This is a genomic window from Georgenia alba, from assembly GCF_042665525.1.
Lineage (GTDB): Bacteria > Actinomycetota > Actinomycetes > Actinomycetales > Actinomycetaceae > Allobogoriella > Allobogoriella alba.
Genome location: NZ_JBHTCQ010000002.1, coordinates 504,023 through 529,883 on the forward strand (window position 1 = coordinate 504,023; position 25,861 = coordinate 529,883).

Annotated in this window: 20 protein-coding genes; 11 read left to right on the forward strand and 9 right to left on the reverse strand. The window is 73.2% G+C overall.

Annotation, left to right across the window (positions count from 1 at the left end; all coding sequences use genetic code 11):
• Window positions 1-23 precede the first annotated feature (23 nt).
• Window positions 24-2,987 (reverse strand): helix-turn-helix transcriptional regulator, encoded by a 2,964-nt coding sequence (locus ACFQQL_RS12225; RefSeq protein ID WP_382394720.1) that lies wholly within the window; start codon window positions 2,985-2,987, stop codon window positions 24-26.
• A 52-nt stretch (window positions 2,988-3,039) separates the two neighbouring features.
• Between ACFQQL_RS12225 and ACFQQL_RS12230 the strand changes: the two genes are divergently transcribed.
• The 6 genes from ACFQQL_RS12230 (at window position 3,040) to ACFQQL_RS12255 (ending at window position 12,290) form a co-directional block, all read left to right on the forward strand.
• A complete protein-coding gene (locus tag ACFQQL_RS12230) occupies window positions 3,040-4,053 on the forward strand; it encodes a PHP domain-containing protein (protein ID WP_382395380.1) in 1,014 nt (337 codons plus the stop codon).
• Complete coding sequence (locus tag ACFQQL_RS12235) at window positions 4,050-5,636, forward strand: DUF7059 domain-containing protein (RefSeq protein WP_382394722.1); 1,587 nt, start codon at window positions 4,050-4,052, stop codon at window positions 5,634-5,636. The genes ACFQQL_RS12230 and ACFQQL_RS12235 overlap by 4 nt, the downstream gene beginning before the upstream one ends.
• Before the next feature lie 156 nt (window positions 5,637-5,792).
• Window positions 5,793-9,314: a bifunctional proline dehydrogenase/L-glutamate gamma-semialdehyde dehydrogenase gene (locus ACFQQL_RS12240; protein ID WP_382394724.1), complete on the forward strand. Its 3,522-nt coding sequence runs from the start codon at window positions 5,793-5,795 to the stop codon at window positions 9,312-9,314.
• A complete protein-coding gene (locus ACFQQL_RS12245) occupies window positions 9,311-9,967 on the forward strand; it encodes a GntR family transcriptional regulator (protein WP_382394726.1) in 657 nt (218 codons plus the stop codon). Before ACFQQL_RS12240 ends, ACFQQL_RS12245 begins: the two co-directional genes overlap by 4 nt.
• Entirely contained in the window at window positions 9,964-10,950 is a 987-nt protein-coding gene (locus ACFQQL_RS12250) for an ornithine cyclodeaminase family protein (RefSeq protein WP_382394728.1), read from the forward strand. Before ACFQQL_RS12245 ends, ACFQQL_RS12250 begins: the two co-directional genes overlap by 4 nt.
• Window positions 10,947-12,290, forward strand: coding sequence for an MFS transporter (locus ACFQQL_RS12255; protein ID WP_382394730.1), 1,344 nt, complete (start codon window positions 10,947-10,949; stop codon window positions 12,288-12,290). Before ACFQQL_RS12250 ends, ACFQQL_RS12255 begins: the two co-directional genes overlap by 4 nt.
• 71 nt (window positions 12,291-12,361) lie before the next feature.
• Here ACFQQL_RS12255 and ACFQQL_RS12260 read toward each other — a convergent pair whose 3' ends face one another.
• Genes ACFQQL_RS12260 through ACFQQL_RS12295 form a run of 8 tightly spaced genes read right to left on the reverse strand, consistent with a single transcriptional unit; the run spans window position 12,362 to window position 20,696 of the window.
• Entirely contained in the window at window positions 12,362-13,237 is an 876-nt protein-coding gene (locus ACFQQL_RS12260; RefSeq protein ID WP_382394732.1) for a sugar phosphate isomerase/epimerase family protein, read from the reverse strand.
• 8 nt (window positions 13,238-13,245) lie between these two features.
• Window positions 13,246-14,031 carry an SDR family NAD(P)-dependent oxidoreductase gene (locus ACFQQL_RS12265; RefSeq protein ID WP_382394734.1) on the reverse strand — a complete coding sequence of 262 codons (786 nt, stop codon included), beginning with the start codon at window positions 14,029-14,031 and terminating at the stop codon, window positions 13,246-13,248.
• 49 nt (window positions 14,032-14,080) lie between these two features.
• Window positions 14,081-15,130 carry a sugar ABC transporter substrate-binding protein gene (locus ACFQQL_RS12270; RefSeq protein WP_382394736.1) on the reverse strand — a complete coding sequence of 350 codons (1,050 nt, stop codon included), beginning with the start codon at window positions 15,128-15,130 and terminating at the stop codon, window positions 14,081-14,083.
• Window positions 15,131-15,189: 59 nt separating this feature from the next.
• On the reverse strand, window positions 15,190-16,176 hold the full coding sequence (locus ACFQQL_RS12275; RefSeq protein ID WP_382394738.1) for an ABC transporter permease: 987 nt from the start codon (window positions 16,174-16,176) through the stop codon (window positions 15,190-15,192).
• Window positions 16,177-17,769 carry a sugar ABC transporter ATP-binding protein gene (locus ACFQQL_RS12280; protein ID WP_382394740.1) on the reverse strand — a complete coding sequence of 531 codons (1,593 nt, stop codon included), beginning with the start codon at window positions 17,767-17,769 and terminating at the stop codon, window positions 16,177-16,179.
• Window positions 17,766-18,836, reverse strand: a complete 1,071-nt coding sequence (locus ACFQQL_RS12285; RefSeq protein ID WP_382394742.1) for a zinc-dependent alcohol dehydrogenase — start codon at window positions 18,834-18,836, stop codon at window positions 17,766-17,768. Before ACFQQL_RS12285 ends, ACFQQL_RS12280 begins: the two co-directional genes overlap by 4 nt.
• Window positions 18,837-18,846: 10 nt before the next feature.
• The gene (locus tag ACFQQL_RS12290; protein WP_382394744.1) at window positions 18,847-19,806 is read right to left on the reverse strand and encodes a transketolase family protein; all 960 of its coding nucleotides are present in this window, start codon (window positions 19,804-19,806) and stop codon (window positions 18,847-18,849) included.
• On the reverse strand, window positions 19,806-20,696 hold the full coding sequence (locus ACFQQL_RS12295; protein ID WP_382394746.1) for a transketolase: 891 nt from the start codon (window positions 20,694-20,696) through the stop codon (window positions 19,806-19,808). Before ACFQQL_RS12295 ends, ACFQQL_RS12290 begins: the two co-directional genes overlap by 1 nt.
• A 268-nt stretch (window positions 20,697-20,964) precedes the next feature.
• Between ACFQQL_RS12295 and ACFQQL_RS12300 the strand changes: the two genes are divergently transcribed.
• The 5 genes from ACFQQL_RS12300 (at window position 20,965) to ACFQQL_RS12320 (ending at window position 25,856) form a co-directional block, all read left to right on the forward strand.
• Window positions 20,965-21,495: a MarR family winged helix-turn-helix transcriptional regulator gene (locus tag ACFQQL_RS12300; protein ID WP_382394748.1), complete on the forward strand. Its 531-nt coding sequence runs from the start codon at window positions 20,965-20,967 to the stop codon at window positions 21,493-21,495.
• A 63-nt stretch (window positions 21,496-21,558) separates the two neighbouring features.
• Window positions 21,559-22,461: a class I SAM-dependent methyltransferase gene (locus ACFQQL_RS12305; RefSeq protein WP_382394750.1), complete on the forward strand. Its 903-nt coding sequence runs from the start codon at window positions 21,559-21,561 to the stop codon at window positions 22,459-22,461.
• Between the two features lie 106 nt (window positions 22,462-22,567).
• Window positions 22,568-23,524, forward strand: a complete 957-nt coding sequence (locus ACFQQL_RS12310; protein ID WP_382394752.1) for an ABC transporter ATP-binding protein — start codon at window positions 22,568-22,570, stop codon at window positions 23,522-23,524.
• Window positions 23,525-23,529: 5 nt separating this feature from the next.
• Window positions 23,530-24,696, forward strand: coding sequence for an ABC transporter permease (locus ACFQQL_RS12315; RefSeq protein ID WP_382394754.1), 1,167 nt, complete (start codon window positions 23,530-23,532; stop codon window positions 24,694-24,696).
• Complete coding sequence (locus ACFQQL_RS12320; protein WP_382394756.1) at window positions 24,693-25,856, forward strand: ABC transporter permease; 1,164 nt, start codon at window positions 24,693-24,695, stop codon at window positions 25,854-25,856. The genes ACFQQL_RS12315 and ACFQQL_RS12320 overlap by 4 nt, the downstream gene beginning before the upstream one ends.
• Window positions 25,857-25,861 lie beyond the last annotated feature (5 nt).

Sequence of the window (25,861 nt, forward strand, 5' to 3'; positions counted from 1 at the left end):
CCCCGCGGCGTGCGTGCCGGGAGTCAGCCCAGCAGACCGTCACGCCGGGCGATCGCGGCCGCCTCGGTCCGGCCCGCCGCGCCGAGCTTCCCGAGGATGTTGGAGACGTGGACGCTGACGGTCTTGGTGGCGATGAACAGCTGCTTGCCGATCTCCCCGTTGGTGCGGCCCTCCGCGAGCAGGGCGAGGATCTCCAGCTCCCGGGCCGTCAGCCGGGACCCTGCCCCGCCGGCGCGACCGGTTGGGCCCCGGTCCGTCCGCTCGGACGCGTCCAGCTCCTCCAGCAGCACGACCCATCCGAGGTCCTCGGCCGTGGCCCGCGCGGCGGTGGCCTGCTCGCGGGCGGCCTGGCGGTCGCCGAGCAGGTGCAGGGTCTGGGCGTACGAGGTGCGCACGCGGGCCAGCTCCGGCAGGTGCCCCAGCGTCTCGAACGCCGCCACGGCTGACGTCCAGGCCTCGACCAGCTCCTCGCGCCCGGGCGGGTCGACGCCGGCGAGCCACCGCACGCGCAGGTGCTCCGCCACCAGCCTGCGCTCCCAGGCCGCGCCCTCGACGCCCCACCGGCCGGGCAGCGCGGCGAACCGCTCGCCGACGAGCCGGCCGTCGGCGAGCAGGCCGTCCGCCCGCTCCGCCAGGGCCCGCCGCTCGGCAGCGCTCGTCGCCGGCACGGCCCGGGCGAGCGCCGAGAGGGTCTGCGCGGCGAGGCGAACCTTGCCGGCGAACTGGTCGGTCCAGATCCGGCCCAGGACCGCGACGACGTCGTCGTAGCACGCGGTCGCGGCGGCCGCGTCGGCGCTGCGCCCGTACGCCTCGATCTCGATCGCGGCGGCGTACACCGCTATCCCGCCCTCCTCGGGCCACAGCGGGCGCAGGGCGCGCAGCCGTCCCAGCACGTCCTCGCCCCGGGCGGCGAGCACCTCGAGCCGGGCGACCTCGAGCAGCGCCCGCGGCACGGCGGCGCCCCGCTCGTCGTCGGCGAGCGCAGCCAGCGCGAGCGCCTCGTCCCACGCGCCGCGCGCGTACAGGACGAGCACCAGCTGCCACCGGCTCTCCAGGCTGTACGGCGCCCACGGCAGCCCGGCCGCGAGCCCGCGTTCCATCGCCGAACGGAACCACCCCACGGCCGCGTCCCAGTCGGCCTCGTCCTGGTGCGAGCGGGCGAGGAGCCACCGGGCACGCAGCTCGGCGTCGATCGCGTCCGCCCCGGCCGCCTGCCGGACGGCCTCCTCGAGCGCCGCGCGGACGTTCTCGGCCACGGTGCCGAGCGTCGTCGCCACCTCGGAGGCGAGCTTGGGCAGCTCGAGCCGCTCGGCGAGCGTGAGGGCCTCGGCAGCAGCACGCCGGGCCTCCTCCTGCAGCTGAGGGTCTGGGCTGTGTCCTACGGACCCCTCCAGCGCCGTGAGGATCCGGGCGTGGTCGGCCAGCACCCGGGCGCGGTACCGCTCCTCGGCGCCCTCCGCCATCGCCGCCGCCTCGCGGGAGAGCGCCAGGAAGTCCTGGTCGGTCTCGGTCATGAGCAGCAGCGTCGCCCGCAGGCTCAGCAGCCGGGCACGTGAGCCGGCCGGATGATCGGCCGGCAGCCGGGCCAGCTCCTCGCCCACGAGCGCGGCGGCGCGGGTCACGTCGCCCGTCGCCCGCAGCGCATCGGCCGCCCGGGCCACCACGTCGGCGTGGTCCACACCCAGCCGTGCGGCACGGCCCGGCTCGGCAAGCGCCTCCAGCGCGTGCTCGTAGTGGCGGGCCGCCTCCTGCGGGGCACCGACCGTGACGGCCTCGTCACCGGCCTCGATGTCCGCGAGCGTGGCCCGGTCCTGGTCGGCGGCACGCCGCGCGTGCCGCGCGAGCTCCGCCGCCGAGCCGCGCGCGGCACCCTCGGTGAGCGCCGAGACGTACTGGGCGTGCATGCGCACCCGCTCGCTGGGCAGCAGGTCGTCGTAGACCGCCTCCCCGAGCAGCGCATGGCGGAAGGAGTACCGGTCGCCGTCGGCGAGGAGCAGGTTCATCTCGACGGCCTGACGCACCCCGGCCTCCAGGTCGCCGGGCGACATGCCCGCGGCCGCCGAGAGCAGGTCGTGCGAGACGCTGCGTCCCGCGACGCTCGCCACCCGCACGACCTCGCGTGCCGCGTCGGACAGACCGTCCAGCCGCACCAGCAGGACGTCGACCAGGTCCTCCGGGACGCCGCGGCCGTCGGTGCCGGACGCGACCAGCTCCTCGACGAAGAACGCGTTCCCCTCGGCGCGCGCCACGATGTCGGCCAGCCGGTGCTCCGGCAGCCCGGCGGGTGCCAGCGCCGCGGTCAGCTCCCGCACGGCCGCGTCCGGGAGCGGCGCCAGCGCGAGGCGGTCCAGCTCCGGCAGCCGCGTCCAGGCGGCGACCTGACGCCGCAGCGGGTGACGGCGGTGCAGGTCGTCCGACCGGTAGGACGCAACGATCGAGACCGGGTTCTGCAGCGGCCGGGTGAACAGGTAGCCGAGCAGGTCACGGGTCGACTGGTCGGCCCAGTGCAGGTCCTCGACGACCACCAGCAGCGCCGACTCCCGCGCCGCCGCGTCCAGCAGGTGGTGGACCGCGTCGAACAGCTCGGCGCGGTCGAGGTGGTCCGGCTCGGCGGCCTCCGGCTGGGGCTGGTCGCGGGTGCGGCGCCCGGGACGCAGCCGGGTGATCGCCGGGTAGGACGCCGCCACGTCCTCCACCAGCTCGGGCGCGTCCGCCTCGAGCCGGCCGAGGACGTCGCTGAAGGGCAGGTAGGGCAGTGCGCTCTCGGCGAAGTCGAGGCAGTGGCCCACCACCACCCGCCAGCCCGCCTGGCGTGCCCGCTCGCCCAGCGCCGTCAGCAGCCGGGTCTTGCCGACCCCGGCGTCGCCGGCCAGCAGCACCGCACCGCGCGCGCGGCCACCGGTCCCGCCCGTCACGCCGAGCAGCGACGCGAGTTCCGTCAGCTCGGTGTCACGGCCGATCATGGTCGGGCTGGTCTGGGTGGCCACGACGCCCATCATGCCGCGCCCGGCGACGTCCCGGCCGCGTACCCTGATCGCCGTGGACCCGGTCTCGGCGCTCGAGCGCGTGGCGTACCTGCTGGAGCGGGAGCTGGCGGAGACCCACCGGGTCAAGGCGTTCCGCAAGGCGGCCCGCCGCCTCGCGGCCCTGGACGAGGCGGAGCTCGCCCGGCACCTCGAGGCGGGCACCCTCACCTCGCTCCCGGACGTCGGCCCGCGCACCGCCGCCGTCGCCGCGTCCGCGGCGAGCGCCGAGGTCCCCGCCTACCTCGCCGAGATCGAGGACCGTGCCCGGTTCCCGCTCGTCGCCGGCGGGGAGACGGTCCGTTCCTGGCTGCGCGGGGACCTGCACAGCCACAGCGACTGGTCCGACGGCGGCAGCCCGATCACCGAGATGGTCGAGGTCGCGATCGCGGCCGGGCACTCCTACCTGGCCCTGACCGACCACTCGCCCCGCTTGACGGTGGCCCGCGGTCTGTCGCCCGAGCGGCTCCGCGAGCAGCTCGACGTCGTCGCCCGCCTCAACGCGGAGTATGCACCCTTCCGCCTGCTCACCGGGATCGAGGTCGACATCCTCGAGGACGGCAGCCTCGACCAGGACGCGGACCTCCTCGCCGAGCTCGACGTCGTCGTCGCCTCGGTCCACTCCAAGCTCCGCATGGACGCCGCTGCCATGACCCGCCGCATGGTGACCGCCGTCGCGAATCCCCACGTCGACGTCCTCGGCCACTGCACCGGCCGGCTGATCACCGGTGGACGCGGCACCCGGCCGGAGTCGGCGTTCGACGCCGAGATCGTGTTCGAGGCGTGCCGGCGCTTCGACGTCGCGGTCGAGATCAACTCTCGGCCCGAGCGGCGCGACCCGCCCACCCGGCTGCTCGAGCTCGCCCACGACATGGGCTGCCTGTTCACCATCGACACCGATGCGCACGCCCCCGGCCAGCTCGACTTCCTCGACCACGGGTGCCAGCGTGCCCAGACGCTCGGCATCGCCCGGGACCGCATCGTCAACACTCGCGACCTCGACGACCTGCTCGCCTGGACGGCCGCATGAGCGCGCCGCCGCCGGACGCAGCGGGCGCAGGGGCCGCAGCGGACGGAGTGGCCGCGGGGGACTCCGAGGATGCCGCGGACCGGGCGGCCGACCTCGCCGCCGACCTGCGGGACGCCGGCTTCACCTCGGTGGCGGTCCGTGGGGCCTGGGGCGCCTCCGCGGACGACGCGGTCGGGCGCGGTCTGCGCGCCCCGGCCCTGCACGCCCTGGGCGGCCGCGCCGACCCGCTCGCGACCCTCGGGCGGCTCCTGGTGCTGGGCGTGCCGCAGCCCGTGGCGACGGTCGACGCCGCGCTGCCACGGACCCGGGCGGCCGGGCTGGTGCGGCTCGGCCTGGCCACGCAGCAGGAGCAGCACGTGCAGGCGCGGGCGGTGCTGCGTCCGCAGTCGTTCGTCGACGCCGCGGGCGAGGGGGAGTGGTGGATCGCCTCCGACCTCGACGAGGTGGCCCTCGGCGCCGGCGGCCTCCCGCCCGACCACGTGCTCGGCGCCGGCGGCGCCTCGCTCACGCTCGCCGGGCTGCAGCTGCCCACGCCCGCCCGCCGGGTGCTCGACCTCGGTACGGGCTGCGGCATCCAGGCCCTGCGCGCCACCCGCTACGCCGCCGAGGTCCTGGCCACCGACCTCTCCGAGCGCGCGCTGGCCTTCACCCGCCTGAACGCGGCGCTCAACGGCGCCCCCGGGATCCACACGCGGCACGGCAGCCTCTTCGAGCCGGTCGCCGGTGAACGGTTCGACCGGGTCGTCTCCAACCCGCCGTTCGTCATCACCCCGCGTGCGGGCGGCGTCCCCGCCTACGAGTACCGCGACGGCGGCCTGGTGGGGGACGCCCTCGTCGAGCAGGTCGTCACCACCGCGGGCGAGCACCTCGAGGTCGGCGGGGTGGCGCAGCTCCTCGGGAACTGGGAGTCGCGGGACGGGCAGGACGGGCTCGAGCGCGCCCGCGCCTGGGTCGCGGCCTCGACGGTCCCGGTGGACGCCTGGGTGGTCGAGCGCGAGCACCTCGACCCGGTCGAGTATGCCGAGCTGTGGATCCGCGACGGCGGCACGCTCCCGGGCACGGCCGAGCACGAGCGACTCCTGGAGGCGTGGCTGGCGGACTTCGACCGGCGCGGCGTGACCGGCGTCGGCCTCGGTTTCGTGCTGCTGCGGCGTCCCGGCGGTGCGCCCACCCTGGCGCGGTACGAGCGACTCCCGCAGCGTCTGCCCCGGGAGGCGACGCTGGGCACCCACCTCGCCGAGGCGCTCGCCGTGCACGACGCGCTCGCACAGCTGGACGACGACGCCCTGGCCGCGACGGTCCTGCGCACCGCCCCGGACGTCACCGAGGCCCGGCACCACCACCCCGGCAGCCCCGACCCGAGCGTCATCGAGCTGCGGCAGGGAGCGGCCTTCGCCCGGACCGTGACGGCCGACCCGGCGCTCGCGGCGCTCGTCGGGGCCTGCGACGGCGAGCTCGCCGTCGGTCCCCTCGTCGCGGCCATCGCCGGGCTGCTCGAGGTCGACGCGGGGGAGCTGCGGCAGGCCCTGCTGCCCGAGGTCCGCGGACTCCTCGTCGACGGGTTCCTCACCTTCGGCGCCTGATGGGTCCAGGCGTGACGTACTCCTCACGTCTGGACCCGTCAGTGCCGGGCGGCAGGGTGCGCGCACGTCGCCGGGGCCGCGCGTCGGTTTGACCCGACATGACCCGGGCCATACCTTCGCCGGAGGTAGTTAATCACTCATCAGCTCGGAGGCATCATGGCGGTACCCGAAGCAGGCAGGCCCGCGGAGGCGGCGCCGGCCTCCGCCCGCATCGCAACCCCAGCCGACCTCGCCGCCCTCACCGACGACGCCGTCGCCCTCGCCGAGGCGTGGCTGCGCGCCACCGAGGCGGGCCAGGACGACGCCGAGCGCGCCACCTCCGCCCAGCTCGCCGCCCTCGTCGGCGACCCCGCGGGCCTCGACCTGGCCGTCCGCTTCGTCGACCGCGTCGCCCGGCCGGAGGACGCGCGCGTGGCCGCGAAGGAGCTCGCCGGCATCTCCGCCGGGTCGGCCGGCTTCCTGCGTCCCACGGACCGGGCACTGCTCGGCGTCGGCGCCCGCGCGGCGCGCCTGGCGCCCGGCGTCGTGGTCCCGCTGGCCCGCAAGCGCCTCCGTCAGCTCGTCGGCCACCTCGTCGTCGACGCCCACGACCCGGCCCTCGCCGAGCACCTCGCCCGGGCCCGCACCGAGGGCTTCCGCCTCAACATCAACCTCCTCGGCGAGGCCGTGCTCGGCGAGGCGGAGGCCGCCTCCCGCGCCGAGCGCACCCGCGCCCTGCTGCAGCGCGAGGACGTCGACTACGTCTCGATCAAGGTCTCCTCCCTCGTCTCCCAGATCTCGACGTGGGACGAGGCCGGCACCGTCGAGCGCGTCCTGGAACGGCTCCGGCCGATCTACCGCGCCGCGAAGGCCCGCAGCCCGCACGCCTTCGTCAACATGGACATGGAGGAGTACCGCGACCTCGACCTGACGATCGCGGTCTTCACCGCCCTGCTGTCCGAGCCGGAGTTCCACGACCTCGAGGCCGGGATCGTGCTGCAGGCCTACCTGCCGGACTCCGGTGCCGCGTTCGAGAAGCTGGCCGCCTTCGCCGCCGAGCGCCATGCGGCCGGCCGCGCCGCCATCAAGGTGCGCCTCGTCAAGGGCGCCAACCTCTCCATGGAGAAGGTCGAGGCCGAGCTGCACGGCTGGCGGCAGGCCCCCTACGCGGACAAGGCCGACGTCGACGCCAACTACCTCCGCCTCGTCGAGCGGGCGCTGCGCCCGGACCTGGCCGGCGCGCTGCGGATCGGCGTCGCCTCGCACAACCTCTACGACGTCGCCGCCGCGCACCTGCTGGCACGGCGACGTGCTGTCGAGGACTCGCTCGACGTCGAGATGCTCCAGGGCATGGCCCCGTCCCAGGCCCGGGCCGTGCGGGACGCCGTCGGCACGGTCATCCTCTACACCCCGGTGGTCGCACCGGAGGACTTCGACGTCGCCGTCTCCTACCTGGTGCGCCGGCTCGAGGAGAACGCCCAGCCGCAGAACTTCGTGCACAGCCTGTTCGCCGGCGACGACGCCGCGATGACCGGGCAGGAACGACGGTTCCGGGACTCCGTGGCCGCCGTCCCGACCGCCCCGAGCACGCCGCGCCGCACCACCGAGCGGGAGCCGGCCGGGGAGACGTTCACCAACGCCACCGACTCCGACCCCGCACTGCCGGCGGTGCGCGACTGGGGCCGGGCCGCTGTGACCGCGGAACCGCTGACCCCGACCTCGCGGACGCTCGGCTCCGCCGACGAGGTCGACCAGGTGCTCGCCACCGGCCGTTCCGCGCAGCCCGCGTGGGCGGCCCGCCCGGCCGCCGAGCGGGCGCGCGTCCTGCGGCGTGCCGCGGACGAGCTGGAGGCGCGTCGCGCCACCCTCGTCACCCAGGCGGTGCACGAGGGCGGCAAGACCATCGACCAGGTCGACCCGGAGGTCTCCGAGGCCGTCGACTTCGCCCGGTACTACGCCGACCGCGCCGAGGAGCTCGCCCCCGGCGCCTCGCTGCACACCGACGGCGCCTCCTTCACCCCGGACGTGCTCACCCTGGTGACCCCGCCGTGGAACTTCCCGGTCGCCATCCCCATCGGCGGCGTCCTCGCCGCGCTCGCCGCAGGCTCCGCCGTCGTCATCAAGCCCGCGCCGGCCGTGCCCGGCTGTGCCGAGATCGCCGTCGGAGCACTGCACGCCGCCGGCGTGCCGCCGGAGGTGCTCCAGATCGTCCGCTGCGACGAGGGCGACGTCGGGCGCCACCTCGTCGCCCACGACGACGTCGACACGGTGATCCTCACCGGCGCGGCCGAGACCGCCGAGACGTTCATCTCGTGGCGCACCGGACGCGACCGCGGCCCGCGCGTGCTGGGGGAGACCTCCGGCAAGAACGCGCTCGTCATCACCCCGGCCGCCGACTACGACCTCGCCGTCGCGGACCTCGTGAAGTCCGCCTTCGGGCACGCCGGCCAGAAGTGCTCCGCCGCCTCGCTCGGCATCCTGGTGGGCTCGGCGGGCCGTTCGGAGCGGCTGCGTCGCCAGCTCGTCGACGCGGTCTCCTCGCTCCGGGTCGCCTGGCCCACCGACATCGGCGCGACCATGGGCCCGGTCATCGAGCCGCCCGGCGAGAAGCTCCGCCGGGCGCTGACCACGCTCGAGCCGGGCGAGTCCTGGCTGGTGGAGCCCAGGCAGCTGGACGAGTCCGGCCGGCTGTGGTCACCCGGCCTGAAGGAGGGCGTCCGGCCCGGCTCGTGGTTCCACCTCACGGAGGCCTTCGGCCCGGTGCTCGGGCTCATGCGCGCCGAGAGCCTCGAGGAGGCGATCGCGCTGCAGAACGCCACCCAGTACGGGCTCACGGGTGGGCTGCACTCCCTCGACGAGGACGAGATCGCCACCTGGCTGGACCGTGTCGAGGTGGGCAACGCGTACGTCAACCGGCACATCACCGGCGCGATCGTGCGGCGCCAGTCCTTCGGCGGCTGGAAGGCATCCTCGGTGGGCCCCGGCGCCAAGGCGGGCGGTCCGAACTACGTGGCCCAGCTCGGCACCTTCGCCCCGGACGGGCTGCCGGCCACCCAGGCCGACCTCGACCTGGACATGCGGGCCGCCCTCGCCGACTACACCGGGCTCGTGACGTCCCAGGCGGACCGGTCCTGGCTGCGGGCCGCCGTCGCCTCCGACGCCGCGGCCTTCGACGCCGTCCTCGGCCTGGAGACGGACGAGTCGGGCCTCGCGGCCGAGGCGAACGTCTTCCGCTACCGGCCCGTCCCGGTGACCGTCCGCACCGTCCCGGGGTGCGCCGCCGTCGAGCTGGTGCGGGTTCTGCTCGCGGCCGAGCTGGCCGGCAGCCCGGTCTCGGTCAGCCTGGACCCCGAGACGTCCGCGGCCCTGCGGGAGCTCGGGCCGAGCGGGGAGAACGCCCGCGCCGGCCTTCGGCGCCTCGGCGACCTGGACACCCGTGCCGAGCCCACCGAGGACTTCGTGGAGCGGATGCGCCACGAAGGGGCCGGGAGGATCCGCGTGGTCGGCTCCGGACCCGAGACCGAGGAGATCGTCGACGCCCTCACCGCGCCCGGCGTGAGCGTGCTCGCCGGCCCGGTCCTGGCCACCGGGCGGCGCGAGCTGCTCACGGTGCTGCGGGAGCAGGCCGTCTCCCAGACCCTGCACCGCTTCGGCCACCTGCCGCCGGAGCGGCACGACGACGCGGAGGCGTGGCGGTGAGGCTCGCGCGGGCCTCGCTGAAGGACCAGGCGCTCGCGGTCATCCGCGAGTCCATGCTGGCCGGCGACATCCGACCGGGCGAGACCTACAGCGCGGCGTCGATGGCGGCCCGGCTCGGCACCTCGAACGGCCCCGTCCGCGAGGCCATGCTCACCCTGGTCGAGCAGGGGATCATGCAGGTGGTGCCGAACGTCGGGTTCCAGGTCACGCCGTTGACGGACGCCGACCTCGACGAGATCTACGACCTGCGCCTCATGCTCGAGGTGCCCGCCATGCGCCGCCTGGCGGGGCAGGGCGTCGCCGGACGTGACGCCGAGGCCCGCGAGCACGCCGAGCGATGTGCCCGGGCGGCGGCCGAGGGCGACGTGCGGGCCTTCATCACCGCGGACCGTGACTTCCACCTGACCGTGCTCGGGCTCCTGGGCAACGCCCGGCTGACGAAGTTCGTCGAGACGCTGCGGGACCAGACGCGGCTGTACGGGCTCAATCTCGCCGGGGCGGAGAAGCTGCGGGCCTCCGCAGCCGAGCTCGTCGAGCTGCTGGACGCCCTCGAGGCGCGCGACGCCGACCGTGCCGAGGCCGTCATGACCTCGCACCTGGAGCAGGTGCGCGACGAGTGGATCGGACCTGCCCCGGAGGAGGTCGCGGGATGAGCCTCACCTTCGCCGGCATGCGCCTGATCTCCGCCGAGGAGGTGGCCGCCACCACGTCCTACACCGATGCTGTCGACGCCCTCGAGGCCGCGCTCCGGAGCGGGCTGGACCCGGAGCACGACACCCCGCGCAGCCGGGTCGAGACCGACGCCGGCGAGCTGCTCGTCATGCCCGCCACCCTGCCCGGCCACTCGGGGGTCAAGACGCTGTCGCTCACGCCCGGCAACGCCGGCAGCGACGTCCCGGTCATCCAGGGCGGGTTCCTGCTCATGGAAGGCCCGGCCCAGCGGCCCGCCGCCTACATCGACGGCATCGCGCTGACGAACCTGCGCACGCCGGCGGTCTCCGCGCTCGCGGTGCGCCACCTCGCGCCCGAGCCGGCCGGTCCGGAACGGGTGACCGTCTTCGGTACCGGGCCGCAGGCACGCGGCCACGCCCGCGCCCTGCTGGAGACGCGTGAGGTCGCAGAGGTGCTCGTGGTCGGGCGGCCCGAGGCCGCCTCCGCCGTCGTGGCCGGGCTGGCCGAGCAGCTCGACGGCGCAGCGGCCCGGGCCGTGGACCGTGCCGACGCGGAGGCCGTCGCGCAGGCCGTCGCCACCTCGGACGTCATCTGCTGCTGCACCAGCTCGGCCGAGCCCGTGCTCGACGGCGAGCTGGTCCGCGACGGGGCCGTCGTCGTCGCGATGGGGTCCCACGACCCGGACCGCCGCGAGGTCGGCGACGCGCTCGTCCGCCGCGCCTCCGCCGTCGTCGTCGAGGCCCGCACCGCCGCGCTGCGCGAGGCCGGCGACGTCGTGATCCCGCTGAGCTCCGGCGTGCTGGCGCCGGACCTGCTGGTGACGCTGCAGGAGCTCGTCACCGGCGTCCGAACCGTGGACCGCGGCCCGCGGTTCTTCAAGTCCACCGGTATGTCCTGGGAGGACCTCGTCGTCGCGACGGCGGTCTACGACGCCCACGGCGACCCGACCCGAGGAGAACGATGACCGGAAGCACGTCCCCCGCCACGGCGTCGAAGCCGCGGACGAACCTCAAGGTCCTCGTCGGCAGCCTGAGCGGCAGCTCGATCGAGTGGTTCGACTTCTTCCTGTACGCGACCGCGGCGGCGCTGATCTTCGACCGGCAGTTCTTCCCGACCGAGGACCCGGTCGTCTCCCTCATGCTCAGCTACCTGTCGCTGTCGCTGACGTTCTTCATCCGGCCGTTCGGCGGCATCGTCTTCTCCCACATCGGTGACCGCATCGGCCGGAAGAAGACCCTCGTCGTGACCCTCTCGCTCATGGGTGGGGCCACGGTGGCGATCGGCCTGCTGCCGACGTACGAGTCCGTCGGCGTGCTCGCGCCCGCTCTGCTCATCCTCATGCGCGTCATCCAGGGCCTGGCGATCGGCGGGGAGTGGGGCGGTGCGCTGCTGCTGGCGTACGAGTACGCCCCGCGCAACCGCCGCGGGCTCTTCGGCTCGATCCCGCAGACGGGCGTGACGATCGGCATGCTGCTCGCCACGATCGCGTTCGGTGCGGTCTCCGCCCTGCCCGGTGACGCCTTCGAGAGCTGGGGCTGGCGCGTCCCCTTCATCGCGAGCATCGTGCTGGTGCTCATCGGCCTGTGGATCCGCGGCGGGCTGGACGAGACGCCGGCGTTCCGGGCCGCGAAGGCCTCCGGCGACGTCGCCCGCCTGCCCCTCGTGGACACGCTGCGTCACCACTGGCCGGCCGTCCTGGTCTCCATCGGGGCCAAGGTCGTGGAGACCGGCCCGTTCTACATCTTCGCGACGTTCGTGGTCTCCTACGCGACCTCCGACGCGCTCGGCTACGGCCGCCCGACGGTCCTCAACGCCGTCAGTGTCGGCGCCCTGATCGCCTGCGCCATGATCCCTCTCATGGGGCGGCTCTCGGACACGCTGGGCCGTGCTCCGGTCTACCGGATCGGGGTGGTCGCGATCGCCGTCGTGGCGGTGCCGTTCTTCCTGCTGCTCGACGTGCAGGCGGGCTGGGCGGTCTTCGCCGCCGTGGCTCTCGGCCTGGGCATCGCGTGGCCGCCGGTGACCGCGACGCTGGGCACGATGACCTCGGAGATCTTCTCCACGCGCGTGCGGTACACCGGGGTGACGCTCGGCTACCAGATCGGGGCCGCTCTCGCCGGCGGGACCGCACCGCTCATCGCGACCTGGTTGCTGCAGGTCTCGGGCGGCTCCTGGACGCCGGTGGCCCTGTTCATCATCGTCACGGCCGCGATCTCCTTCGCCGCCACGCTGGCCGCGCCGGCGCTGGCTCGGATCGAGGCCGCGCGGGACCCGGGGGAGAGGGCCGCCGACGCGGCGGGGTGAGGGGCCGGCCGGGCTCCCGACGGCCGCGGCTTGGCCGACTCAGGCTGGGACCGACTCAGGCTGGGACCGACTCAGGCTCGGACCGCGTCCCGGATGAGGTCGGCAGCGTCGGCGGCGAGCCGCAGCCCGTCGCCGTACGGCTCGCGCCAGATCGCCAGCATGTCGCTCGCCGGCAGACCCAGCACGCCGCGGCTGAAGGCCTCGATGCCGATGGGCCCGCGGTAGCCGGCTGCGACGGCGGTCGCGACGACGGCGGCCACGTCGACGGACCCCGAGGCGAGATGGCCGCGGCCGGACTGGCCGAGCTCGAGATAGCCGAGCAGCGGCACGGCGTCGCGCACCGCGGCCCTCATGTCGGCCTCCTCGACGGCCATGTGGAACGTGTCGAGATGGATCCGCAGGTTCGCCGAGCCGGACATGGCCACGTACTCGACGGCCTGGGCGGCCGTGTTGAGCGCCGACGTCTCGTACCGGTTGAGCACCTCGAACGTCATCCGCACCCCGGCCTCGGCCGCCTCGTCGGCGACGGCACCGACCTCGCGTGCCGAACGCTCCAGGGCGTCGGCGGAGGTCGGACCGCCGGGCGGCCCGAACTGGCCGTACGGCACCCCGTTGAGCTGGTCGGAGCCCAGGTCGGCGGTGAGCCGGACCATCCGCCGCAGGACCGCTGACCCCGCGGCGCGCACGCCGGCGTCGGCGGAGGAGACGTCGGCCTCAGGCGTCTGACCGGCGATGGGCACCGGCACCAGCCCGCGTGCCGCGAACGCCTCGCGGAGAGCCGGGACGTCGATCGCGTCCGGGTCCACGGGGGGTAGGACGACCCGTGAGTAGCCCGCCGCGGCGAGAGCGTCGAGCGCTGCCGGGAGGGCCGGGTCGTCGAGGCCGGTCACGACGACGTTGAGGTGACAGCCGAGTGCGAGGTCCGCGACGTGTGCGTCGTGTGTCATCGGGGGCCTCAGAACGCCGGCAGCGCGCCCAGCCGCTGCTTGAAGACGGAGTAGCCGTCGTCGACGTGCACGACCGTGCCGTTGATGACGCGCGACTCCTCGGACGCGAGGAACGTGACGACGTCGGCGATCTCCTCCGGCTCGGTGAGCTTGTTCCGGAGCTGCTCGGCGGCGAACGTGCTCCTCAGCTCGTCACTGAACTGGTTGATGATCGGCGTCCCGACGCGTCCCGGCGTGATGGCGACGCACCGGATGCCGTACTGGGCCAGCTCGTACGCGGCCGAGCGGGTGAAGGAGATGACGGCGGCCTTGGCGGCCGAGTACGTGAACGCCAGCTCGGCGGCCTGCTCGCCGTAGATCGAGGAGGTGCTGACGATCACCCCGGGCGTCTGCTGCCGGACGAACTGACGGGCCGCAGCAAGGATCCCGTAGTACACGCCGTGCTGGTCGACCCGGATCATCGGCTCGTAGTCGACCGCCGGATCATGGTCGAGGAGGGCCTTGCCCCCCGCGATTCCCGCGTTGTTGAAGATGACGTCGAGCCTCCCGAAGACGTCGACGGTCCGCTGCACGGCGGCCTCGACCTGCGAGAAGTCCGAGACGTCGACCTCCACGGCGGTGGCCGCGCCCGCGTGGCCGCCGGCGTCGACCTCGGCGACGACGTCCTGCGCACTCGCCCGGTCGATGTCCGCCACGGCCACCTTGGCCCCGGCACGGGCGAACCTGTGCACGGTGGCCCGGCCGATGCCGCTGCCGCCCCCCGTGATGAGCGCGACCTTCCCGTTCAGTGTCATCTCTCTCCTGGTTCCTCTCGACGGTGCCGGTCCGATCCGTGCTGCCGACTCAATCGGTGACGCCCAACGTCGGCTCGAAGCTGTCGACGTTGCCCGGATCGACCAGCTCGGCCTCCACCTCGACGTAGTTCTCCTCCGGGAGCGTCGCGGAGGTCGCGTACGCGTCCATGTGTCCGAGAACCTCGTCCGCGACGGCGATCCAGTCCTGCGAGGCGGTCGCATACATCGGACCGCCCGCCTCGATGGCCTCGGTCGTCTCGGCGAGGGCGTCGACCCCGGTCACGTAGACCTCGTCCTGCCCGGCCTCGTTGATCGCCTGCACGGCGCCGAGCGCCGCGTCGTCCCAGCCGACCCACACCCCGTCGAGCCCGTCAGGGTTCGCCTGCAGGTAGTCGGTCACGAAGTTCAGGGCCTCGGTCCGCCCCGTCCCGGGGTCGAGCGCCTGCCTCATCTGGCCACCGGCGATGGTTGCGCCGGCCTCCTCGAGCATGTCGACGGCGAGGTTGCTGCGTGCGTGGATGCCGACGTGCGGGTCGTGCCCGATGACCATGACGTCGCGGCCCTCGAGCCCGCCCATGGCCTCCTCGAGCGCGTCGACGGTGATCTCGGCGATCTGCTCCTGGTCGAAGGTCACGTCGACGGCGAAGTCCGGGTTGGGCTCGACACCGCCGTCGATCGAGAAGATCGGGATGCCGGCGTCGTGCGCGGCCTGCACGAGCGGCTGGGTCTGGCGCGGGTCGGGGAAGCCCGCGAGGATCGCGTCGGCGCCCTGCCCGATCGCCGTCTGGACGTCGCTGTTGATCTTGTCGTAGTCGAACTGGCTCGTGTAGAGCGTGACCTCCCAGTTCTCGCGCTCGTTTCCCTGCTCGGTGAAGTAGTCGAGGGTGAGCTTGCCGGCCGGCGTCGCATAGCCGGCCGTGAAGGCCGCGACGCGGAAGACGCCGTCGTCGCCCATGCCGTCGCTCTGCCCGCCGCCGGCGGCGTTGCCGCCACCTCCGCCGCCCTGTCCGGTGTCGATCGTGCAGCTCGTGACGAGCGAGGCGGCGAGGACGCCTGCGCCCGCCGCCGCGAGCACCTGTCGTGTGCGAGACGTACTCATCAGGAGACTCCCTTGCTTCGTGATGGCTGTGTCGTGATGGCTGCGTCGTGGCGGGCCGGTCAGGTGGTCTTGTTCTTCAGGCTGGAGAGCAGGACGGCGGCGACGATGATCACGCCGATGAGGACCTGCTGGACGTAGGTGTTGACGCCGAGGATGTTGAGGCCGTTCTGGACGACGCCGATGATCGCGACGCCGATCAGGGAGCCGCCCACGTTGGCGCGCCCGGAGCGGAGCACCGTCTTGCCGAGGAACACCGCCGCGACGGCGTACATCATGAGGTTCTCGGCACCGCCTGACCCGGCGCTGCCGAGCCGGCTGACGAGGACGACGCCGGCGAGCGCGGCGAGGATGCCCGCCGAGACGAAGGCGAGGAAGCGGGTGGGTCGTACGGCGACCCCGGAGAGGCGAGCCACCTCGGCGTTGCCGCCGATCGCGTACCACTTCCGGCCGAGCGTGGTGAAGCGCAGGACGAGCCAGACCACGATGGCGACGACGATCGCGTAGACGACGGGGAACGGCACACCGTTGACCCGCGCCTGACCGATGATGCTGAAGGTGTCCGGCCAGCCGTAGAGGGTGGTGCCGTCCGTGACGATGAGGGTCAGCCCCATGCAGGTGGTCATCATCGCGAGCGTCGCGATGAACGGAGAGAGGTTGAAGACCGCGACCAGGACGCCGTTGACCGCACCGATCGCGGCGCCGACGGCGAGCGCCAGCAGGATCGCCGACGGGATCGAGGCGCCGTCGATCATGAGCGCACCCGCGGTCGCGCCGGCGAGCGTCGCGGTCGTCCCGACCGAGAGGTCGAAGTCGCCGACGACCATCACGATGGTCTGCGCCACCGCGACGATCGCCAGGATGGCGACCTGATAGAGGATGTTCGTGATGTTGCCGGGGCTGAGGAAGCCCCCGCCGCCGACGATCGTGAAGACCGCCACGAGCACGACGAGCGCGACCATCGTGGAGGACTGCCAGATCCACGGCAGGATCGGGCCGCGCCGGGCCGGGGCCGCCGCCTGGACGGTGAGCGTGTCTGTCGCGGCCATTCATGCCCTCCTTGTTGTCCTCGGGTCGGTCTCCTCGCACTCCGCTCGTGCCTCGCTCGTGCTTGTCGACCTCCGTGTCCTCGGGTCGGTCTCTGTCGACGCACGTCCGTACGCGTGGGTGAGGATCAGCTCCTCGTCGGCATGCGCGGCGTCGACCACGCCCACGAGCCGGCCCTCGTGCATCACGAGCACGCGGTCGGCCAGGCCGATGAGCTCGGGGATCTCGCTGCTGACGAACACGACCGTGGTGCCGCCGGCCGCGAGCTCGCGGACGAGGCGATAGATCTCCGCCTTCGTGCCGACGTCGATGCCCCGGGTGGGCTCGTCCATGAGGAGGACCTGCGGGTCACGCGCAAGCACCTTCCCCAGCACGACCTTCTGCTGGTTGCCGCCGGAGAGCTGCCCGACCGGCTGGCCCGCGCTGCGCGCCTTGATCCGCAGGTTCCGCATGGCGTCACGTGCGAGCCGTGCCACCCGACGCCCCGAGACGACCCCGCCGGCGGAGACCGACGCGAGGTTCGGGATCGAGAGGTTCTCCTTGACCGGTGAGTCGAGGATGACGCCCTGACTGCGCCGTTCCTCCGGCACCAGCGCGAGGCCGTGCCGCAGCGCCTGACCGACGCTCCGGCCGGGGTGGGGCGTGCCGCCCACCTCGACCAGGCCGCCGGAGCGTCGCTGCGCGCCGGCGAGCAGCCGCAGGAGCTCGCTGCGTCCCGAACCGGCGAGGCCCCCGATGCCGAGCACCTCGCCCTTCCGGGCGCTGAACGACACGTCCCGGACACGCGCGCCGGCCAGGGACTCGACGCGCAGCGCGACCGTCTCCTCCGCGCCCCCGCGGCTCGGGTAGAGGTCCTGCTGCTCCCGCCCCACCATCGTCCGGATCACCTGGTCGATCGAGGACTCCGCGACGTCCTGGGTGAGGATGGTCCGCCCGTTCCGCATGACGGTGAGGCGGTCGCAGACGTCGAAGACCTCCTCCAGCCGATGCGAGACGTACACCACCGCAACGCCCTCGTCGCGCAGCCGACGCAGGACGCGGAAGAGGTCCTCGATCTCGGAGTCGGTGAGCGCCGCCGTCGGCTCATCGAGGATCAGGACCCTCGCGTCGATCGAGAGGGCGCGCGCGACTGCGACCATGGTCTGCTGCACCGGTGAGAGCTCGCCCGCCAGCCGGCGCAGGCCGATCCGCTGTCCCAGGCGGTCGAGCTGCTGCTGCGCGCGCCGGCGCATCGCACCCCACCGCACCACGCCTGCCACCGACGGAGCGCCCTCACCGAGCACGATGTTCTCGGCGACGCTGATGCTCGGAATGATCGACAGCTCCTGGTACAGCGCGACGACGCCGGACTCCTTCGCGGCGCGGACGCTCGCGAACTCCGCGGGCGCGCCGTCGATGCGGACCTCGCCGTCGTCGGGGCGGTACAGGCCGGTGACGACCTTGATGAGCGTGGACTTCCCCGCGCCGTTCTCCCCGAGCAGGGCGTGGATCTCCCCGGCCCGGACCGCGACACTCGCCTCGTCGAGGGCGAGCACGCCGTCGAACCGCTTGACGAGGCCCACCGTCTCGAGGGCGGGCGGCGACTGGACGTTCACGCCGTGGCACCGTCCTCGAGGTCGTTGCAGCGGATGACGACCTTCGGGTGCCGGCCCGAGACGTGCACCGCGAAGGCCTCCGGGGCGTCCTCGAGCGGGTACACGACTTGGGTCAGCTCCTCGACCTCGAGGTGGCGGAGCAGCTGCAGTGCCCGCGGGAACGCGTAGGGCGAGACGAAGACGCCGGTGAGCGTCAGCTCCTTGAGGTACAGGTGGTCCGAGAGGTTGAGCGGCATCTCGAAGTCGGCCGGGTACATGGCCCCGTACACGACCGTGCCGCCGTGCGCGGCGAGGTCGAGGAGCCCGTGCACGGCTCGCGGCGAGCCCGAGGCGTCGATGACGACGTCGTAGCCGCGGCCACCGGTGATCTCGTGCGCCCGGGCGGGCTGGTCGTCCGCCGTCGGGTCGATGACGTGCTCCGCGCCGTGCCGCAGCGCCATCTCCCGGCGGTCCGCGATCGGCTCGATCATGGTCAGCGACGTCGCGCCGAACCTCGCCATCACCTGCAGGGCGAGCTGCCCGATCGGCCCCCCGCCACAGATCGCGACGCGGTCCCCGACTCGGACGCGGGTCTTGTCGGCGATCCGCACGGCGACAGCGGTCGGCTCGAGCAGACACCCGGTGAGCAGGGTGACGTCGTCGGGAAGCCGGTAGACCTGCGAGGCGTGCCAGGTGACCGTCTCGGCCATGCCGGGCCGGTTGTAGTCCTGGAGGTGCTCGCAGAACTGCTGCCGGCCGTCCTGGCAGGGCCGGCACGTGCCGCAGAACCGCAGGAAGTTGCCCGCGACACGGTCCCCGATCGCAAGTTCGGTCCGATCCGCAGCGGCGTCACCGAGGGCCTCGACGACGCCGGAGATCTCGTGCCCGAGGCCGATCGGGACGTCGGTGCCGAAGTACCCCTCGGCGAGATGCGGGTCGGACCCGCAGATCGCCGCGTAGGCGACGCGGATGCGCACGTCCTCCGGTCCGAGCGGATGGTCGGGGAGGTCGACGATCCCGATCTGCCCGCGCGTGGCCTCCTCCGGGTCGCGGAGGCTGCCGATCCTGGTCACCGCAACGGTTCGCACGTCCCCTCCCTCAGCGTTCCGCCGCGCGCCGGGTCGCGGCCAGGGTGGCCTCGAGGCCGTACCCGTGCTTGTCGCGGAGCTGCTCGTCCTCGCCGAACCCGGCGTAGACCTGCGGGACGCCGAGCCGTTCGAACGCCGTCAGGCGGAGGCCGCGGTCGGTGACGACGTCGGAGATCCGGCTGGCGAGGCCGCCGTACGCGAGGTGGTCCTCCAGGACGACGAACCGCCCGTCGGTCTCGGCGGCGCAACGCTCGACGAGGTCCGCGTCGAGCGGCTTGAGGGTGAACATGTCGACCACCCGGACGGAGAGGCCCTCGCCGGCCAGCTGCTCGGCGGCCTGGAGCGACTGGGCGACGACCGTGCCGTGGGTGAAGATCGTGACGTCGGTGCCCTCCCGCGCCACGATGCCCTTGCCGATGCGGACCTCGTGCTGCCCCTCCTCGTAGAGCACCATGTCCTGCTTGCCGACCGCGAGGCGGATGTAGAGCGGGCCCTCCATCGTCATCGACTGCCGGAGGACCTCGCCGACCATGCGCGGGTCGCCGACCGAGGTGACCGTCATGTTCGTCAGGGCGCACATGAGGGCGAGGTCCTCGACGGCGTAGTGGGTGGATCCGCCGTTGCCGACCAGGCCCCCGTGGGTGCCGATGATCTTGACCGGCAGGTTCGGGTAGCAGACGTCGCTGCGCACCTGCTCCAGGGCACGCATGCTGAGGAAGGGCAGCATGCCGGACACCACGGGGATGTTGCCGTCGTAGGCCAGCCCGGCGGCGATGCCGACGCACACCTGCTCGGCGAGGCCGACGTCGATGAACCGGTCGGGGAACTTCTCGCGGAACTCCACCAGGGTGGCGCCGATGTCCGGGGTGAGCACCCACAGGTTGTCGTAGGTGTCGCCGAGCTCGGCCAGCGTCGAGCCGATGACCGACCGCGCCGAGAGCATCTCGCCGAAGGTGAACGTGACAGGCATCAGGCGGACTCCTTCTCCCGGGTGGCGGCACCGCGACTGGTCTCCAGGGCGAGCAGCGCCTTCTGCAGGTCTTCCCGGCCGAGGGAGCCTGCGTGCCAGGCGAGGTTGCGCTCCATGAAGTCGACGCCCTTGCCCTTGACCGTCTCGCAGATCACCACCGTGGGCCGGTGGCTGTCGGGAGCAGGCAGGGCGTCGAGGGCGGCGACGAGCTGACCCATGTCGTGGCCGTCCACCTCGACCACGTCCCAGTCGAAGGCGCGCCACTTCTCCGGGTAGGGCTCGAAGACGACCCGTTCCCCGGCGTGGCTGGTCATGAGCTGGCGGTTGCGGTCCACGAAGGCCACGAGGTTGCCGAGCTCGTTGCTGCGGGCGGCCATGACCGCCTCCCACACCGAGCCCTCGCCGGTCTCGCCGTCGCCCAGGAGGCAGACGACGCGGTGGTCCTCGCGGCGGTGCCGCGCGGACAGGGCCATCCCGACTGCGAGAGGCAGCCCGTGGCCGAGAGAGCCCGTGGAGCACTCGACGCCGGGCAGCTGCACCTTGCACGGGTGCATCCCGTAGGCGCTGTCGAGCTGCCCGTAGGTGCGGACGATCTCGTCGTAGGTGAAGAAGCCGCGCATCGCCATCGCGATGTACATGCAGACCGCGGCATGGCCCTTGCTCAGCACGAACCGGTCTCGGGCCGGGTTCGCGATGTCGCTCGGGTCCACCCTGAGTCCGTGGTGGAAGAGCACCGTGAGGATGTCGGCCACGGACAGGTCGCCGCCGATGTGGACGGCGCCCTCGTAGGTCCCGCACAGGTGGAGCAGCTTCTGGCGGAGCTCGTACGCGAGGTCCTCGAGCTCCCCGATGGTCTTGCGGTCCGGACCGGTCAGTGTCGTCTCGCTCATCTAGCCTCCCGACGGCGGCGGCCGGCGAGTGACGTCAGGGGCGTCCTCGTCGAGCCCTTCCGTACCTCGCGTCCCCTCGTCGGAACGCGACGGCGGCGACGCTAGCACCGTCGCGTTTACGTGTAAACAGGGATGTACGTAAACTCGACTGGCCGACGGCGCCCCGCCCGGGTCGCAGGGCGGCCGAGGGCGGACCGAGGACGGCTCCTCTGACAGACTCGGACACGGACGAATCGGCGGCGAGCGGCCGACTGAAGGCGGGAGCCTCATGGGAACGAACGGTGAGCATCGGGTCGGTCAGACGCCGCCCGAGAGCGCCGTCACGGAGCCCCTCGCCGAGATCATCGATCCGGAGAACTTCACCCCGCGTCTGCTCGCGTTGCTGTCGAACGCGCTCGTCTGGCGCGAGTCCCACGAGCTGCGGCGGCGGTTCGGGCTCGGAACGAACGACTGGCGGGTGATCTCCGCGATCGCCATTCGTCCGGGCGTCTCCGCCACGTTCGTCTCGGGATTCCTCGGCCTCAACAAGGCGGTCGTCTCCAAGAGCGTCAGCACCCTGGTGGGTCGCGGCCTGGTGGTGCTCTCCGACGGCCCGCGAGGCTCGCGACCGATGTACCTGACCGCGGGCGGCGCCCAGATGCACGAAGACATGCTCCCGATCTCGATGCGCGGCCAGGAGATCATCCTGGCGGACCTCTCGCCCCAGGAGATCGGCAGGCTGAACACCCTTCTCCGGCGGATGCTGGAGAAGACCCGTGAGCTGCGAGTGCTGGAGAGCGAGGCCGACGCGGCGGGGTGATGGGGCGCGAGGCGCCGATAATCCGTCGCCCGCGACGGCGATGCCCGGCTAGCGTCGCCGCTCGTGGCCCAGGACTTCGAACCGATGCAGCCGGTCAAGGTCGATCACGCGGAGGCGATCGCGGCGAACCGCGCCAACTGGGACGACCGCGCCGTCGTGCACGTGGCGAGCCGGGACTACGGCGTCGAGGACTATCTCACCGACCCGGACCACGTCTCCGGCGTCGCGGCCGAGGACCTGCGCCTGCTGGCGCCGCACCTGCCGAACGGCACCGACCTCACCGGGCTCGACGTCGTGCACCTGCAGTGCCACATCGGCACCGACACGCTCTCGCTGGCCCGGCACGGAGCCCGGATGACCGGCGTGGACCTCTCACCCGGGTCCCTCGCCGCCGCCCGCGAGCTCGCGGCCCGGACCGGCACCGAGATCCGGTACGTCGAGGCCGAGGTGACCGCGGCCGCCGCGGTGGTGGGCGAGACGTTCGACGTCGTGTACACCTCGATCGGCGTCCTGCCCTGGATCCCCGACCTGGCGGCCTGGGGCCGGACCGTCGCCGCCCTGCTGCGGCCCGGGGGAGTGTTCTACCTGCGCGACCAGCACCCGTTCCTCACCACCATGGACGACACCCGCGGTACCGGTGAGGACGGCGACGGCGAGCTGGTCGTGGCCTACCGGTACTTCGGGGACAGCTGGGCACAGACCTACGACGAGGCCCTCACCTACACCGACGGTGACCACTCCCGGATCGAGAGCACCCGGAACTACGAGTGGCCGCACCCGGTCTCCGAGGTGGTCGGGGCGCTCCTGGACGCCGGGCTGCGCCTGACCGGCCTCGAGGAGCACCGCACCCTGCCGTGGCCCGCGCTGCCGCAGATGCGGCCGGCCGACGGCGGAGGGTGGGAGCTGCCGCCCGGGCAGCGGGACCGGCTGCCCGTCGCGTTCTCGGTGGTGGCCCGCAAGGACTGACCAGGGCACGTTCAGCGAACCGTTTCCGAATTGCAACCCGGTCCCACGGGCGCCCACCAGCACGGACGGCATCCTGGTGACGGTCCCGTCCCGACTGAGGAGTGTCATGACCGCAGGTCCGGCGTCGTCCGACGTCCTGGTGGTGGACGGCGTCGTACGCCGCTTCGGCAAGCTCACCGCGGTCGACGGCGTCTCCTTCCGTGTCGCACCGGGCGAGACGTACGGCCTGCTCGGCCCGAACGGCGCCGGCAAGACCACCACGATCTCGATGGTCGCCGGGCTCGTCCGGGCGGATGCGGGGACCGTCCGCGTCATGGGCGAGGCCGTGGGGCCGGACAAGATCGCCGTGCGCCGGCACATCGGGCTGGTCCCGCAGGACCTCGCGATCTACCCGGAGCTCACCGCCCGCGAGAACCTCACGTTCTTCGGCAGGCTGCAGGGTCTGGAGCGGCGGGACCTGACCCGGCGCGTCGGCGAGGTGCTCGAGCTCGTCGGTCTCGACGAGCGGGCCGACGGCGCCACCAAGGAGTTCTCCGGCGGCATGAAGCGCCGCCTCAACATCGGCGTCGGGCTGCTGCACCGGCCGGCGCTGCTCATCCTCGACGAGCCGACCGTCGGGGTGGACCCGCAGTCCCGCAACGCCATCCTCACCTCGGTCGAGGCGCTCTCCGTCGAGGGCATGGCCGTGCTGTACACGACGCACTACATGGAGGAGGCCGAGCGGCTCTGCGACCGCATCGCCATCATCGACTCCGGCCGGATCCAGGCCGAGGGGACCCGGGACGAGCTGGTCCGGCTCACCGGCGGCATCGACCACGTCCGCCTCACCGGGAGCGGCGACGTGGATGCCGCAGCGGCGGCTCTCGGTGACCTGCGCGCCGTCGAGCGGGTCGACGCCGACGGCCAGGTCCTGCTGCTCACCGTGCGGGACGCGTCCTCGGCCGTCGCCTCGCTCGTCACGGGTGCGACCGGCGCCGGCATGAGCCTCAGCGACGTCGAGATCAGCCGGCCGAACCTGGAGTCGGTGTTCCTGCACCTGACCGGCAAGGCGCTGCGGGACTGAGACCGATGCGAAACCTGTGGACCCTCACGCGCGCGGACCTGCGTCAGCGCCTGCGTGACCGCTCCGTGCTCATCTTCGCGCTCGTGGTCCCGCTCGCCCTCATCTCGGTCCTCAACCTCGTCTTCGGCGGCGTGGAGGACCTCGAGCTGGAGCCGGTCACGGTCGCCGCCTCCACCCCGGCCGATGACATGCTCGGCGAGGTCCTGCTGACCACCTACGGCCAGATGGACGGCATGGACGTCACGGTCGAGCAGGTGGGCGCCCGGGAGGCGCGCGGCATGGTCGACGACGGCGAGGCCCACCTCGCCGTCGTGGTCCCCGGCGGGATCAGCGCGGACCTGGAGGCGGGGCGGGACGCCACCGTCGAGATGGTCGAGGGTGACGACGCCGGCGTCGAGGTCGACGTCCTGCAGTCCGTCACCCGGTCCGTGCTGGACCAGTACCGGGCCGGGGTGGTCGCAGCCGCCGCGGGCGGCGAGCTGGGACTGACACAGGCGGAGCTCGGGTCGATCTCCGAGCAGGTGGCCGCGGCGACGTCCACGATGACGGTCGTCGAGGGCGAGGCGCCGGACCAGCAGCTCGACACCGGCGCGGCGCTCGTGGCCGGCCAGGCGGGCCTCTTCCTGCTCTTCACCGTCGGGTTCGGCGTGCTGGGCATGCTGACCGAACGGAAGCAGGGCACCCTCGCGCGGCTGTGGTCCACCCCGGTCCGGCCCGGTCTGGTGGTGCTGTCCAAGGCACTGGTCAGCCTGCTGCTCGGTGTGGTCGCCACCGGCGTGCTGCTCGGCGTGGGCGCCCTGCTGTTCGGTGCGGACTTCGGCTCGCCGCTCGTCGTGGCGGTGCTCGTGCTCTGCGTCGTGATCGCCGCGACGTCGCTGATGTTCATCATCGTGCGGCTGGCCCGCACGGAGGAGCAGGCGAACATCGTCCAGTCGATCCTCGCCATCGGTCTCGGAACGGCGGGCGGGTCGTTCTTCCCGATCAGCGCCTCGGGCGCGCTGGGCACCGTCCTCGACCTCAACCCGGTGGCGGCGTTCACCCGCGGCCTCGGGATCTCCCACGGCGGCGGCGGGCTCGGCGACGTCGGGGGACCGATCCTCGTCATGCTCGGATTCGCCGTCGTCTGCCTGCTGCTCTCCCGCGTCGTGCCCGACCGGGGAGGCGTGCTGTGAGGGCATCGCTGACCATCGCGCTGACGGAGCTGCGCCGGTTCCTCAAGGACCGTTCCAACATCTTCTTCGTCTTCATCTTCCCGCTGCTGCTCGTCCTGGTCATCGGGGCACAGTTCGGCGACGCCGCCTCGTCGGGACGCGTGGTCCTCGTCGGCCCGCACGGCGAGCTGCGCGCTGCCGTCGAGGAGCGGCTCTCCGACGACGGCGTCACGGTGGCGGGCGCGGACGAGGCCGGCATGCTCGAGCAGGTGGCGCGCGGCCGTGCCGACGTGGGCGTCGTCGTCGACGGCGGCGACGACGAGGCCTACCAGGCCGGCGATCCGGTGGAGCTGGAGGCCTTCGCGAGCAGCGAGGCCTCCTCGGCGTCCGCCGTCCAGGTGGTGCGCGCGGCCGTGCAGGACGTGGCGCTCGCCCACGGGCAGGTCCTCGCACTGACCTCCGCGGGAGCGGGCGAGGACGCCGCCCGCCGGGCGCTCCAGAGTGCGGAGTCGTCGGTGGGGTCCGCGCAGGTCGAGGTGGTCGACACCTCACAGATCGCGCAGGCGTTCGCCGGGATCGGGCAGTTCGACGTCGGCGCCGGCTCGCAGCTGCTGCTGTTCGTCTTCCTCATGTCGCTCGCCGGCTCCGCGACCCTCATCGAGTCCCGGCGGCTCGGCGTGGTGCGCCGGACCATGGCCGCGCCGGTCTCCGCCGGGCGGGTGCTCGGCGGGCAGGCGCTGGGCCGGCTCGTCATCGCCCTGTTCCAGGGCGGCTACATCATGGCGGCCACCGGGCTGTTCTTCGGTGTGAGCTGGGGCAACGTGTGGCTCTCGCTGCTGGTGCTGCTGATCTTCGGCTGCGTCTCCGCGGGAGCGGGCATGGTCCTGGGCTCCGTGATGGACAACGAGGGCGCGGCCTCCGGCGCCGGAGTCGGGCTCGGGCTCGTGCTCGCCGCGCTGGGTGGCTGCATGGTGCCGCTCGAGCTCTTCCCGGACACCCTGCAGACGGCCGCCCACCTGACCCCGCACGCCTGGGCGTACGAGGCGTTCGCGGCGATCCAGCGTCACGACGCGGGGCTCGTCGAGATCCTGCCCGAGCTCGGGGTGCTGGCCGGGATGGCGGCGGTGCTGCTCGTCGTCGGGGGCATCACGCTGCGTCGGTCGCTCTCGCGCGCGATGTGAGTCGA

What these genes read in the sequence shown, in the direction of transcription:
- ACFQQL_RS12235 (WP_382394722.1), top strand. Translation starts at nt 4,050, where the DNA reads ATGAGCGCGCCGCCGCCGGACGCAGCGGGCGCAGGGGCCGCAGCGGAC.
- ACFQQL_RS12255 (WP_382394730.1), top strand. Translation starts at nt 10,947, where the DNA reads ATGACCGGAAGCACGTCCCCCGCCACGGCGTCGAAGCCGCGGACGAAC.
- ACFQQL_RS12265 (WP_382394734.1), bottom strand. Translation starts at nt 14,031, where the DNA reads ATGACACTGAACGGGAAGGTCGCGCTCATCACGGGGGGCGGCAGCGGC.
- ACFQQL_RS12270 (WP_382394736.1), bottom strand. Translation starts at nt 15,130, where the DNA reads ATGAGTACGTCTCGCACACGACAGGTGCTCGCGGCGGCGGGCGCAGGC.
- ACFQQL_RS12315 (WP_382394754.1), top strand. Translation starts at nt 23,530, where the DNA reads ATGCGAAACCTGTGGACCCTCACGCGCGCGGACCTGCGTCAGCGCCTG.
- ACFQQL_RS12290 (WP_382394744.1), bottom strand. Translation starts at nt 19,806, where the DNA reads ATGCCTGTCACGTTCACCTTCGGCGAGATGCTCTCGGCGCGGTCGGTC.
- ACFQQL_RS12240 (WP_382394724.1), top strand. Translation starts at nt 5,793, where the DNA reads ATGGCGGTACCCGAAGCAGGCAGGCCCGCGGAGGCGGCGCCGGCCTCC.
- ACFQQL_RS12295 (WP_382394746.1), bottom strand. Translation starts at nt 20,696, where the DNA reads ATGAGCGAGACGACACTGACCGGTCCGGACCGCAAGACCATCGGGGAG.
- ACFQQL_RS12260 (WP_382394732.1), bottom strand. Translation starts at nt 13,237, where the DNA reads ATGACACACGACGCACACGTCGCGGACCTCGCACTCGGCTGTCACCTC.
- ACFQQL_RS12275 (WP_382394738.1), bottom strand. Translation starts at nt 16,176, where the DNA reads ATGGCCGCGACAGACACGCTCACCGTCCAGGCGGCGGCCCCGGCCCGG.
- ACFQQL_RS12250 (WP_382394728.1), top strand. Translation starts at nt 9,964, where the DNA reads ATGAGCCTCACCTTCGCCGGCATGCGCCTGATCTCCGCCGAGGAGGTG.
- ACFQQL_RS12310 (WP_382394752.1), top strand. Translation starts at nt 22,568, where the DNA reads ATGACCGCAGGTCCGGCGTCGTCCGACGTCCTGGTGGTGGACGGCGTC.
- ACFQQL_RS12300 (WP_382394748.1), top strand. Translation starts at nt 20,965, where the DNA reads ATGGGAACGAACGGTGAGCATCGGGTCGGTCAGACGCCGCCCGAGAGC.